At 73.6% G+C, this 13,569-nt stretch carries 6 protein-coding genes; 2 read left to right on the plus strand and 4 right to left on the minus strand.

All coding sequences use genetic code 11. From position 1 onward, the window contains the following. Positions 1–164: 164 nt before the first annotated feature. Together BU204_RS31685 and BU204_RS31690 are read left to right on the plus strand one after the other, a co-directional pair. Positions 165–1,475 (plus strand): helix-turn-helix domain-containing protein, encoded by a 1,311-nt coding sequence (locus BU204_RS31685; protein WP_075129476.1) that lies wholly within the window; start codon positions 165–167, stop codon positions 1,473–1,475. Continuing rightward, the gene (locus tag BU204_RS31690; RefSeq protein ID WP_075129477.1) at positions 1,475–6,217 is read left to right on the plus strand and encodes an nSTAND1 domain-containing NTPase; all 4,743 of its coding nucleotides are present in this window, start codon (positions 1,475–1,477) and stop codon (positions 6,215–6,217) included. The genes BU204_RS31685 and BU204_RS31690 overlap by 1 nt, the downstream gene beginning before the upstream one ends. Positions 6,218–6,221: 4 nt before the next feature. On the opposite strand, the gene BU204_RS42075 is transcribed toward BU204_RS31690, so the two are convergent. The 4 genes from BU204_RS42075 to BU204_RS31710 are packed head-to-tail and all read right to left on the minus strand — an operon-like array spanning position 6,222 to position 13,486. Beyond that, complete coding sequence (locus BU204_RS42075; protein WP_143229894.1) at positions 6,222–9,065, minus strand: PKD domain-containing protein; 2,844 nt, start codon at positions 9,063–9,065, stop codon at positions 6,222–6,224. A gap of 4 nt (positions 9,066–9,069) precedes the next feature. Beyond that, positions 9,070–11,292: a transglutaminase TgpA family protein gene (locus BU204_RS31700; protein ID WP_143229895.1), complete on the minus strand. Its 2,223-nt coding sequence runs from the start codon at positions 11,290–11,292 to the stop codon at positions 9,070–9,072. After that, on the minus strand, positions 11,268–12,440 hold the full coding sequence (locus BU204_RS31705; protein ID WP_075129480.1) for a DUF58 domain-containing protein: 1,173 nt from the start codon (positions 12,438–12,440) through the stop codon (positions 11,268–11,270). Before BU204_RS31705 ends, BU204_RS31700 begins: the two co-directional genes overlap by 25 nt. Next, positions 12,440–13,486 (minus strand): AAA family ATPase, encoded by a 1,047-nt coding sequence (locus tag BU204_RS31710; protein ID WP_083661813.1) that lies wholly within the window; start codon positions 13,484–13,486, stop codon positions 12,440–12,442. The genes BU204_RS31705 and BU204_RS31710 overlap by 1 nt, the downstream gene beginning before the upstream one ends. Between the last annotated feature and the right edge of the window lie 83 nt (positions 13,487–13,569).

The raw sequence follows: 13,569 nt of genomic DNA on the forward strand, positions 1-13,569 counted from the left end.
TCCGGCGGGCGAACCAGGGGGCGACCGTCGTCTCGGCAACGGGCAACGGGCGACGGCGCGGAGTCGCTAGCCTGGTGGTGTTGCATCGGCGCGTGCGCTTGTGCGGCCAGTCGACCGGGACTGGTGGGCCGCCGCGCCGCTGGAGGGGGCACAGGGAAGCACACATGAGCGAACAACCGGGCACCTTCGGCGCGGAGCTGCGGCGCCGTCGAACGGCTGCGGGCCTGTCCCTGGCGATGCTGGCCAAGCAGGTGCACTACAGCAAGGGGCACCTCGGCAAGATCGAGACCGGGACCAAGCTGCCCGGCACCGACCTGGCCCGGCGCTGCGACGCGGTTCTCGGCGCCGACGGGCAGCTGGCCGCCCTGGCCGCGACCTGCCAGACGCCGTCGACCCGCTCGTCGACCGACGTCGACGCCGAAGACGGCGGCGAGGTGTGGGTGATGAGCATGGCGCCGGACGGGACGAGCTCCATGGTGCCCATGCCTCGCCGTGAGGCGCTCGCGGCCGGCGCCCCCGCTCTGCTCGGGCTGAACGTCGGCGCGCAGGTGTCCGTGGACGTGGTCGGGCACGACGCCACGATCGCGGCGTTTCGCTCGTTGTTCGAGCAGGTCCGACACCTGGGGCGAACCGCGAGCCCCAGCGTGGTGCTGCCCACCGTGATCGCCCAGGCGCACACCCTGCGCGGAATGGCGAGCACCGCGGCCTCCCCGCTGCGCGAGGACCTGTTGCGGCTGGCCGCGCGCTACGCGGAGTACGCGGGCTGGATGACCCAGGAGGCCGGCGACGACCGGGGCGCGATGTGGTGGACCCGCACCGCGGTGACCATGGGCAACGCCGCCGGCGACACCGAGCTGGCCACCTACGCGCTGGTTCGCCAGGCACTGATCACCCTGTACCGCGACGACGCGGCCGGAACCATCGACCTCGCCCGGCGCGCGCAGGCCGAGCCTCGGACCTCACGTCGGGTTCGCGGCCTCGCCGCGCTTCGCGAAGCCCAGGGACACGCGCTGGCCTGCGACTACGACCAGTGCCAGCGCATGATCGACCGAGCGGCGGAGCTGCTGAACGACACCGACGGCACCGTTCCAGGCGGCCCGGTGATCGGCTCGGCGTCGGTCGCCAGCGCCGACCTGACCTCCCTGGTGTGGGGTTGGTGCCTGCACGACCTCGGCCGTCCCCGGGAGGCGGCGGACATCCTCGACCGGGAGCTCCCGGCCCTGCCCGAGACCGCCCGCCGCGCCTACGCCCGGTTCGGTGCGCGGCGGGCGCTGGCCTACGTCGCCGCGGGCGACGTCGAGCACGCCAGCATCCTCAGCGGCCAGGTTCTCGACTCGTTCACCCTGGTCGACTCGGCGACGGTCCGGCACGACCTGCGGCGCCTGACCCACACCCTCGCCCGCTGGCGCACCCACCCCTCGGTGCGAGAGCTGTACCCGCGCCTGAGCGCGGCGCTACGCACCCCGCTCCCCTGATGGGAGGCACGCGCCACGGTGGGGTGTTCGTCAACTACCGCACCGGCGACGGCGAGTTCGCCGCCACGCTCGTCAGCCGGGTGCTCTCCGAACGTTTCGGCCCGGAGTACGTGTTCCTCGCCAGCAGGTCGATCCGCCCCGGCGAGGACTTCGCCAGCACGATCCTGGAGCGCCTGGCGCATTCCGACGTGCTGCTGGCCATCATCGGAGCGCGCTGGCGGTCGATCACCGAACGGCAGTCCCGGCGGGAGGCCGAGGCACCCGACGACTGGGTCCACCGCGAGATAGCCGAGGCGTTCCGCCACGGGCTGCGGGTCATCCCGGTGTTCCTCGACCACGCCGTCCCCCTGGTCGAGGCCGAGCTCCCGCCGGACATCGCCCCGCTGGCTCGATGCCAGTTCCTCCGGTTGAGCCACCGCAACGACGCGCGAGACCTCGCCAAGCTGGTCGAGGAGCTGGGCGGCCTGGTGCCCGATCTCGTGCTCCGCCGCGTCTTCACCGGGTCGCCACCGCGGAGCCGGACCCTGCCGCCGAGCACGTGGCTGCTCCCCGAGTACGGGATCGCGCCGTTCGCCGGGCGCGACCTCGAGCTGGCCGAGCTCACCGGTTGGGTGCGAGCGCCACGGCCGGTGTCCGCCCAGCTGGTCACCGGGCCGGCCGGGCGGGGCAAGACGCGCCTCGCCCTTCGGCTGTGCGCCGAACTGGACGGGCACGGCTGGGTCACCGGAATCGTCCACGACAACGCCAGAATCGCCGACCTGGCCGCCCTCGGCACAATCGACAGCCCGCTGCTGGTGGTCGTCGACCAGGCCTCGACCCGGTTCGAGCAGCTCCACGCGCTGGCCGCCGCGCTGGTCGAGCGGGACGCGACCGCTCCCCCGGCGCGGCTGTTGCTGCTCGACCGCGAGAACGGCGAGTGGGCGCGCCGGCTGCGCACGCACACCACCGGACCCGTCGCCGGTCTCTTCCGCGACCTGGGCGAGCTCGAGCTCGCCCCGGCGGCGCTCACCACGGCCGACCGCCGCACGGAGTTCCACCGCGCGGCGGCCGCGTACGCCGAGTTCCTCGAGCTGCCCGCGACCGAGCTCCGCCCGCCCGACGACCTCGCGCACAGCCGCTACTCCTCGGCCCGCGTCCTGCACGCCACCGCGCTCGTCGCGCTGCTCGAGGAGCACCGCGGCGACTCGGTGCCCGCGCCCGACCCCGAGCTGCACCGCACCGCGCGGCCCGAGTGTCCCTACCGCGGCCTGCGTCCGTTCCAGGAACGGGACAGCAGGTTCTTCTGGGGCCGCGACCAGCAGGTCCGGCAGCTGGAGACGCTGCTCGAGCAGCACCCCACCGTCGTCGTCACCGGGGCGTCCGGCAGCGGGAAGTCCTCCCTCGTGCGCGCCGGCCTCCTGCCCGTGTTGCGCGAGCGGGGCATCGTGGTGACGGTCCTGCGACCGACCGCCGGCGTCGAACCGCTGGAGCTGCTGGCGAACGCGGTAGCCCCGCTCGTGGGAGACCCGGGCAGGGACGTTCTCCGGCTCGCTGACGCGATCGTCGACGCGGCAGGTCACTGGGTCCTGTTCGTGGACCAGTTCGAGGAGCTCGTCGCGGCCGACCCCGAGGCGGCGGACCGGCTGCTGGAACTCGTGGTCGAGCTGGTGCGTGCGGGACCGCCGCGTCCTGGCGGGACGCCGGCGCTGCGGGCGGTGTTCACCGCGCTGTCCTCGGAGCACCCGCACACCCTTGCCCTGCCGAGGATGGGGCCGGCCGAGCTCCGGGCCGCGATCGCCGGCCCCGCGGAGCTGGTGTCCTTCGAACCGGGCCTGGTCGACCGGATCATCGCCGACGCGGCCGACGCGCCGGGCCAGCTCCCGCTCGTGGAGCTCACGGTGACGCGGCTGTGGGAGAGCGCGCAGGGCGGCACGCTGAGCCACCGCGCCTACGACGAACAGGGCGGTCTGGCCGGCGCCCTCGCGGGGTACGCGGACGAGGTCTGCTCCCAGCGGCTGGAGCCCGGCGAACTGGAGGTCGCCGAGCGGCTGCTGGTTCAGCTGGCGCGACCGGGCGAGGACGGCACCTTCACGCTCACCCCGGTCCGGCTCGACCAGCTCGACCCCGCCGCCCGCGACCTGGCCGGGACCCTCGCCGGACACCGTCTCGTGGTGCTCCGAGCCGGTGCCGACCAGCCCGAGACGGTCGTGCTGGCACACGAGGGGCTCGTCCAGCGCTGGCGGCGACTGCACGAGTGGCTGGTCGCCGCCCAGGACTTCCGGTCCTGGCAGGAACAGCTGCGGTCGGCGCTGCGGCAGTGGCAGCGAGCCGGCCGGGACCCGGGCGTTCTGCTGCGCGGCGCCTCCCTGGCCGCGGCGGAGGACTGGCTGGCGAGCCATCCCCCTCGCCTGACCGGCGAGGAGAAGGACTTCATCACCGCCAGCCGACGCCACGAACGGCGGGAAGCGCGCCGGTGGCGGGTGATCACCGCGCTGGTCGCGGTACTCGCGCTGGTCGCGACGAGCCTCGCCGTGGCCGCCGGCACCCGCAACCGGGAGCTCGCCGAACAGTTCCGCCGCACCACCGCGGTGTCCCTGGGCCAGGAGGCCCAGCGCCGCACCGACAGTGACCCGTCGACCGCGCTGCAGCTCGCCCAGGCGTCCTGGCGCCAGGACGAGACGGCGCCGGAAGCGTACGCCGCGTTGCTCCAGCACTACCTCGACCTCATCGACGTCGACCACCGCCGACCCGGGCTCTGGTCCGGAACTGTCACGACCGTCGTCTCGAGCGCGGACGGGCGGGTCACGGCGGGCGCCGAGCGGAACGGGAAGGTCACCGTGTGGACGGGGCTCTTCGGCTCCGAACCGGAACCCTGGACGGTGGCCATCGTTCCCGACCTGGTGGGGCTCACGCTGAGCCAGGACGGCCGGTGGCTCGCCGTCGCGAGCAGACGCGGCACCGTCACCCTCTGGGACGTCGACCGGCGGGCCGGGCCGGTCCGCCTGCGCCCGCCCGAGGACCCCTACGCCTCTCAGGAACCGGACAGCCTGTTCAGTGCGGGTTTCTCGACGGACGGACGACTGCTCGTGGTGACGCTGCGGGGAAGCAGCGCCGCGCGGGCGGCCGGCAGGTCGAGCCTCGTCGAGACGTGGGACGTCTCGCGGCCCGACGACGCGCGGTCCGGCTTCTCGGTCGGCGCGCCGGTGGACACGGCCGCCGTGCTGCGGGTCGACCAGGACGGCCGCAGCGCGTGGTTCGGTGAGCTGCACGTCGACGGCAGCAGGCACAACGTTCGGCGGGACCTCGTCACCGGCGCCGCCCTGGACACCACTTCGGACGGTGTCCTCACGCCGGGTGGGCTGCTGGTCGACTGTGCGGGCAGCGCCGCACCGTATCGGCTCTCGGTCCGCGACGCCGTCACCGAGGCTCTCCGGTTCAGCCGGCCGGTCCCCCGCTGCCCCCCACCGGTCGCCCTGGGGGTCACCGACCTGAGCGGACGGTACGCCCTGGTCGACGATGGGTCGGCCGAGGACTCGTTCCGCCAGCTGACCCTGGTCGACCTGGAGACGGCGGATGCCTACTCGGTCCGGCGGCCGTCCCGACCGGGGCCGGTCGACGACCTGACCGTGTCCAACAACGACCCGGTCATCGCGCTGCCGAGCGGGTCCGGGCCACCGGCGGTGTTCCTCCTCGACACCGACGCGCTGCTCCGCCTCCGGCCGGTCGGACCAGTCGGGGACCTCACCGGCTCCGGCCCGGCGCGGGACCCGGGTCTGCGCGCGCTCTCGCCGGACGGGCGCCTGCTCGTCACGATGGCCCGACGGCGGCTGCTGGCGTTCGACCTGGCCGCGGGGCGTCGGCTCGAGGCCGACGGAACGGCCGGCGACCCGCGGCTGGCAGCGGACCCCCAGCTGGTCTTCACCGAGGACGGTAAGCATGTGCTCGCGGTCGGGGACCGGGGCGAGCTCGTCGTCCTCTCCGTGCCGGACCTCGTCCAGGAGCGCCGCATCTCCCTGGGGGTGCCGGCGTTCGAGGTGCAGTCACCTCCGGCCGTCGTGCCGATCTCGCTCGTTCCCCTGTTCGACGACGAGGTCGCGGTCGTCCGCGGCACCTCGGTCGCCAAGTGGGACACCAGCTCCGGCGAGCAGCTCACCGACTGGCTCGACCTGCGTGGCGGCGCCGCCACGCAGCTGCGGGACTTCGCCCGCGATGCCACCGTGACCGCGCTGCCGCAGGCCAACCTGCTGTTGGTGGCCTCGCAGGACGGTGCGGAGATCTGGAACCTCGCCTCGGGCGTGCTCGTGCGATCCTTCCAGCCTCGGCCCGGCACGGCGTCGGCCGTCCTGCCGCAGTTCGGTACCTCGCGCGTCGCGCTGCACTACCAGGGCGAGGGGGAGCTCGAACTCTGGGACTGGGACGCGAACAGGTCCACCACCCTGCTCGTGCCCGGTGACCTGTCGCTCGTGGCCTTCACCCCGGACGGCAAGCTGGTCACCGACAGCGGAACCGGCACCCTGCGGCTCTGGGACGCCGCGACCGGCGTCCCCGTCGCGAGCCTGCGCACACCCACCGCGACGAGCAGTTGGTGGCCGCGCGACGGTTCCCTCGTGGCCGTCTCGACCAGCAGACCGCTCTCGATCGACCTGAACCCGCAGGCCTGGTTCGACCACCTGTGCCGCCTCAACCACCGCGACTACACCCCCGAGGAGCGGGAGCTGGTGCCGTCCGGAGTCGACCTCCCGCCACCCTGCCCGTCGTCCTGACACCTCACCCGCAGACGATTCCCCGGCAGCCGAGGGGATCGCCGGACGAGGTGTTTCCGCCACCGTCGACGACCATCCCGTCCTCCACGCTGTCCGGTTCGGCGTTGATCCCGTACTCCGCGTTGTTCGACGATACGTTGCCCTGCACGCGTATCCGGTCCTCGGGGCCGACATCGACGAGCCGAAGCCCGTCACGGCAGTCGGTCTCCGACCCGAAGCCGTTGGCGTCGAAGGTGTTGCCCGAGATCTCGAGGTCGCCGATCGGCGTCACGCCACCGGACTGCACGAGAATGCCGCACCCGTCACTGCGAACGAAGTCATTCTCCGTTATTCGCCCCCGCGTGCCCTCCTGCACGTTCAGTGTCGAATCCAGGGAATTCTCGAACGTGTTGTTCGCGATCAACACCTCCCCGACCGTCAACATGATGATGTTGCCGGTCACCTCGTTGTTGGTCACCACACTGCTGTCCGCGAGAATTCCGCCGAGCATCTGCACCTTGCTGAAGTCCACCACGAGCGAATCGCACCCTGCCCCGAGCTGTTCCGCCAGCACTTGTGTTCCTTGCTCGAGAACCAGGGACGTACCCTCGGCCCCGCCGCACTGGAACCATCTCCCCTCGACGATGCTGTCCCGGAAGGTGCAGCTCCCACACAGCGCCAGCCCGAAATCCGCACTTCCCTCGACGGTCGACTTAACGAACGTCGCCGACGACGCGCCGTCGAGGGCGAGCGGGTTGTACCCGGCCAGGATCAGTCCGTCGAAACGGAGCTCACCGGCCCTGGTCCCCACCATCGCGGGATCCGACTCCTCGAACTCCGACCCCGTCACCGTCACCCCCTCGACGGTGACACGGGTGACGTCGGTCAGCTCGACACCGGTCTGGAACCCGGAGATCTCCCCGTTGCGAACGGTGACGTTCTCGACGACGTCGTCACCGGCGACGACGATTCCCGTCCGCCGCGCCAGCGGGTCGTCCGTGGCGACGGTGTAGCCGCCGAGGTCGAGGTCGACGCCGCTCGCGGCGATCCTGAGCCCCACCTCGCCGGTGCAGAGCAGGTTCTCGGTCAGGACGGCGTCGGCGGTGATCGTGTCGCCGCAGGACACCGCGACCGGCTCCGGGGCCACGGTGAACCGTCTGGACTGTCGGACCGACACCCCGTCGGCGGTCACGGTGAGGGCCACCGTGTAGTTGCCCGGTGCCCGGAAGACGTGCCCGAACCGCGGCGCGCTCGACCTGGCCACCGTTCCCCCGCTGCCGGTGACGGTCCACGCCATGCGCTGGGGTGGGGCACCGGTCAGATCGGCGCCGAACCGCACCCGCTCCCCGACCCGCGGCTCCTCGGGCGCCACCGTGAGCCGGACGATGTGGGGCCCGTCCGGTGCCGCGATCACGACCCGGGTCGCCGCCCGCGCCACCTGGCCCTGCGGCAGCCGTGCCCGCACGGTCACCGAGAACGTGCCCGGCGCGGCCCACCTGTGCCGCACCGTGGTCCCGGTGGCGCGGGTGCCGTCCCCGAAGGCCCACCGCGCGCCGGCGAGGTCGGCCCGCGCGGAGCCGGTGACGGTGAGCTCGAACTCGTCACCGACCACACCGTGGTCCCGCGGAGTGACCGCGATGGAGAGGGACGTCTCGGTCGGTGGGCCCACCGGCGCATCCTCGAACCGAGGGTCCTCGGCCGCGCCGGGGCTGTCCCCGGGCTCGGGCGCCAACTCCCGTACGCGTTGGTCCGGCTCGTACTTGGTGATGGGGCGGACGGTGCCGTCGAGGTCGATGACCCCCGCCCGCTCGCTGTCCGGGTCGTTGAAGAAGACCAACCCGTCCCGGGTCACCAGGTCGAACCGCACCGGCCGGTCGAACAGCCGCCGTTGCGCGACCACCCGTGACGACGCGAGGTCCACGATCGACACACCACCGGTCGCGTAGTCGGGCACGACCGCGCGGTCGCCGACCGCCACCGCCGGGCCCAGCTCCGCGAAACCCTCGGCCACCGTCACCGGGTCGCCGCAGGAGTCGGCGCCGAAGGCGCAGCTCTGGAACACCCCCCGGGAGGTGACCGAGACCAGCAGCCGGCGCTCCCGGGAGGAACCGCTCACCGCCACGGTGTCGTCACGGCGCAGCCCCACCTCGGCCGACTGCTCGACGGCGCCCGTCGCCGGGTCGAGCAGCTCCATCGTGCCGCTCCGCGGGTGCAGCAGCACCGGCCGGCCGTCGGTCAGCGCGATCCGGCTCTCGCCCGGGGCGTGCGCGTCCGCGCGGGACCGGCGAACCCCGTCGGCGAACCAGACGAGGTCGCCGGTGCGCTGGTCGAGCACCCAGAGGCGGCCCTCGGCGTCGGTCACGGCCTCCTCCGGCCCGGCGCGCACCGCCAGAGGGACCGGCCTCCCCCGCCGCGCGAGGGTCGTCGGGTCCGCGGCGGTGAGGAGCCCACCGCTCGTCTCCAGGGTGTAGAGCGCGTCGGTCGTCGGGAACACGGCGAGCCGGCCGCCGGGCTCGCTCGGGACCATCGGACGGGAGGGGGTCAGCGTGGCGCCGTCGACCCGGACGACCGAACCTCGATCGCGGTCGAGGGCGTACCCGGTCGCCCCCTGCTGCGTGGCCTGGAGGTCCATGCCCCGCCGGCCGGCCGGCACGCCGGCGACGGCTTCGGCCGAGACCCCGTCGAGCAGGGTGAGCTGCCCGACCTCGTTGGACGCCACCCAGGCCAGCCCGGGGTGCAACCGCACCGTCGGGACGACGTCCCGGGTCTCGACCCACGCCACGACGGCTCCGGCCACCAGGGTGGCGGTGCCGACGATCCCGGCGGCCACGTGGTGCCATTTCCTACCGACCCCGAACGGAAGTTTCATCGGACTATCTCTTTCCCCAGTCGTTCCTTCGTGTCCGTCTGGCCTCCCGCCACCCGGCGAGGAGCGGCCGGGGGTCGAGCCCGGCGGCCAGCCGCCGCGGCAGGAAGCGCCGCGGGTACAGCTCCCGCCGCAGCCGGAACTCCAGCTCCCAGGCCTCCTCGACCGCGTGCTCGTCCGGCTCCTCGGGTGCGTAGACCGCGGCCGTGGCCAGTGGTGCCAGCCGCACCACGGGCGCGGCGGCCACCCGCAGCGCCCCCGTCGCCCGCTCCGCCACCTCGGTCGCGGTCAGTGCCGCCGACACCGGGACGCCGCGCTCCAGGAGCCGGTCGGTGGCTTCCCGCCACGCGCCCAGCACCCGGGTCGCGGTGCCCCCCGTCCGCCGCCGTCGTCGCCGCCGGACGGCCTTCGCCGTCAGCACCGACGTCGCCAAGAGCAGCGCCAGCACCGCCACCGCGAGGGCGCCGAGCGCCACGCCGCGTGGCACCGGTACCCCCCTGTCCGGCTGTCGAGCCGCTACCTCGGACCGGTCCGCGATCGAGGGCGGCACCGCCAGCGGGTCCTGTGGCTGAGGAGCCGCCGCCGGGTCCTGCGCCGGCGACGGGGCCCCGGACCTCGTCCCGGTCGGCTCGAACGCCACCCAGCCGTAACCGGCGAAGTGCACCTCCGCCCAGGCGTGAGCCTCGCGCGTGGTCACCGCGTGAGCGCCGGCGCCGCTGTCGGGGAGCCGGTAGCCCACCGCGACCCTCGCCGGGAAGCCCAAGGCACGAGCGAGCACCGCGAAGGCCGAGGCGCGTTGTTCGGCATAGCCCTCACCGCTGCCCCGCAACATCGTGGTCAACGCGGCGTAGGAGTGTCCTGGCGGGACGTCGAGCTGGTAGGGCAGGCCACGCAGGTATCGCTCGATCGCCACCAGCTTGCCGTACGGCGTCGGTTCGGTCGCCGTCAGCTGGCGTGCCGCCGCGGTCAGCACCGGCGACGGACGCCCGGACAGCGACGCGTGGTCCCGGTGCTCGGGAGCGGTGCTCGGCGCCGCCCCCGCCAGTCCGGCGTCCCGGTCGGCGACCTCACCGGCGACGGTGTAGGTGAAGCCGTCCAGCGCGGCCCGAGTCGTGAGCAGAACGCCCGACGCGGAGCTGAAGCCGACGTCAGCGGTGTTGTCCAGCCGGACGGGCCAGCCGACAGCGGGCAGGAACGGTCCGTCGAGACCCTCGACGGTGATCCGCGCCGACACCGTTCGCGACCTGGTGAGCGCCGGGTCCACGGGGAGGTGGTGGCCGGCGACCAGGTAGCGGTCGCTCTGGGTCCACGTCACACCGTCGAACTCGTCGAGAGCGGCGACCCTGATCCGGTCGACCCGGGCGTCGCCGGCGAACCGCACGGTGAACAACCGGCGGGGCGGCTCCTCCCGCAGCTGGCTCTTGAGCCGCGCCAGCGGCGTGATCGCGTCGGTGACCCGCACCGGCGGGGACATCACGGCCCGCGGGTCGAACCGTTGGTCGTCGGAGGCCAGTGGCAGCACCAGCCCGCCGAGCACCCCCAGCAGCGCGACCACCACGACGACCGGCCCGCCAAATCCCAGCCGGCTGGTCGTCACCCGCCGCGGCTGACCGGCCGCGGCGGCGGTACGCACCAGCACCAGCGAGAACGCGGCCACCAGGAACACCGCGGCAGCCGTCGTCTGGATCCCGGGCCGCCGGCCGACGAACAGGAGCGCGGCGACGAACGCCACCAGTGCCGGTACGACCGGCGCGAACACCGAACGGGTGCGCAGGGCGAGCGTGGTCGCGCCGAACGCGGCGGCCCAGGTGAGCAGCACCGGCGTGACCAGCAGCTCGGCGCGGACGTCGGCGGGCGGCGCCACGGCGAGCATCCGGGTCCAGCCACCGAACACGCCTCGGGCGAGCTCCACCGCGGTCTGCCGCGTGGGCAGGCCGTGCTCGAGGGTGCCGCGGAGGACGCCGAAGCCGGCGAGCAGGACGAACCCGGCCGTCGCCAGGAGCAGCGTCCGGTACGGACCCCAGCGCAGCAGCCCGGCGAGTGCTGCCGTCGCCGACCCCGTCAGCGCCGCCGCGGACAGCGGCGCCAGGAACCCCGTGTCCGCGAAGAACCGGCCGTACAGCAGGGCGCCGCCCATCGCCGCCGCCGTGCACAGGACGGCCTGGACGGGCCCGGACCACCTCGCCCAGGCCGGCCGCCCCACGGTCACCGCGCGAACAGCTGGTTCCATCTGACCGCGAACTCCCTGCTGGTGCGAGCGTCGATGGTGAACACGCCGGCGGCCACCGTCGAGGAGACCGGCAACGTCCGTCCTATGCGGACGAGGGCGGCGGCGGAGAAGCTCGGCGGCAGCGTCGCCAGCAGCTCCGGGCCCCGGGACTCCCCCTGCCCGGTGACCACGGTGAGCGCGCTGCCCTCGCCGGCCGCCAGCTCGGTGACCAGGCCGCCGAGGGCGGACAACCCGGGGTCCCCCGGCGAAGGCCGCGCGGCCGACAGGACGTCCAGCGCCGACGTGACCGCGCTCGCGGCGGGTGGCACGTGCCCGTCCGCCTCGGCCGGGTGCCCGGTCGTGCGGCAGGTGACGGAGAAGCCCGCCCGAGCGGACGCGTCACACACCGACGCCGCGACCCGTACCGCGTCCTCGAACGCGTCCTCGAACGCGTCGTCGTAGGGTTTCTCGCTGGTGTCGAGGACCACCAGGTGGTGTGGTTCGTCGGGAACGACGTTGTACCGCACCAGGAGCGTGCCGGTCCGTGCCGTGGACGCCCAGTGGATCCGCCGCCAGTCGTCCCCCGGCTGGTAGTCGCGCAGGCTGTGGAAGGCCACGCCGCCCTGCGGCGAACTGGCCGACGTCGGCCCCTCCAGGTCACGCGGCCCGCCCAGCGGCATCGGGGCGACCTGGTGCACCGTGGGGTGCACGTACAGCACCGCCTCCGCGCCCCCGGTGCGCACGACCTGGCACAGCCGCAGGGGATCGGCGTGCCCCACCGCCAGCGGCGGGAGCAGGTGACGCCCACGGCGCTGCGCCGGCAACGCGTAGGTCGTGTCGAACGTGTCCCCGGCGGGCAGGCTGGGCAACGGCACGACGACCCGGCGACCGGCGACGGTCTCGACGGCCAGCGACGGCGGACTGCGCCGCCTCCCGGTGTTCGTCACGCTCAACACCCCGTACGCGGGAGTGCCCTCCGGCACCCGGCTCGGGCTGATCTCTCGGGCCACCGCGAGCCTCGGGCGCACCAGCATCCATCCCGCCGCCGCGGTGAGCGCCGCCGCGCAGGCCAGCCCCAGCATGACCAACTCCGGGTAGTCGGCCCACATCCCGGCACCGAGCAGCACGGCACCGGCGCCCCCGAGCACCGCTCCCGCGCGCGTGATCATCAGCGGTCACCCCGGTCCGAATCGCGGGGAACCGGCACGCCGGCGAGCACCTCCGCCACGACCGCCTCGGGCTTGCGCCCCTTGAGCCTGGCCTCCGAGGTCAACAGCAACCGGTGGCTCAGCACCGACACGGCGACGGCCTTCACGTCGTCGGCGGTCACGTACGTCCGCCCCGCCGACGCCGCGTAGGCCTGGGCCGCGACCGCCAGCGCGATGCTGCCCCGCGGGCTGACACCGAGGCGCACGTCCGGGTGGCCTCGGGTCGCCCTGGCGATGCTCGCGGCGTAGACGTGCAGCTTCGAGGAGACGTGCAGCTCCCGCACCGCGTTGATCATCCCCCGCAGCTGCTCCAGCTCCACCACCGGTTTCAGCTCCTCGGGCCGGCGCCGGGCGATCCCGCCCGCCACGATGGCCGCCTCGTCGGCCAGCTCGTCGGGGTAGCCGATGGTGATCCGCATCAGGAACCGGTCGAGCTGGGCCTCCGGCAGCGCATAGGTTCCCTGGTGCTCGATCGGGTTCTGGGTCGCGATGCAGAGGAACGGGTGCGGCACGGCGTGCGCCGCGCCGTCGACCGTCACCTGGTGCTCGGCCATCACCTCGAGCAACGCGGACTGCGTCTTCGGCGAGGCGCGGTTGATCTCGTCTCCGAGCAGGATGTTGGCGAACACCGGACCCCGCCGGAACTCGAAAGCGCCCCGGCTCTGGTCGTAGATCTGAACACCGGTCACGTCGACCGGCAACAGGTCGGGGGTGAACTGGATGCGTCGCACCTGCGCCCCGGCGATGGACCGCGCGATCGCCTTGGCGAGCGAGGTCTTCGCGACCCCGGGCACGTCCTCGATCAACAGGTGCCCCTCCGCCAGCAGGCACACCAGCGCGAGCCGAACCGCCTCGGACTTGCCCTGGATGAAGTGCTCGATGTTTCCGGCAAGCTCCTGAAATCGCCGCGCGAACGTCACCGGGTCGGGCACCTTCGTCGCGCCGGCCGCGGGCGCCGGGGGCTGCTCCGACGCGTTGTTCGTATCGTGGTTCGCTCGCGCTGTCATGAGATCCTTTTTCGGCGTACCGGCCCCGCAATACCCGACCAGTATCGGGTATTGCGTCACCCACCCGACCAACAGGATCCGAC

This window comes from Actinophytocola xanthii (assembly GCF_001921205.1).
GTDB lineage: Bacteria > Actinomycetota > Actinomycetes > Mycobacteriales > Pseudonocardiaceae > Actinophytocola > Actinophytocola xanthii.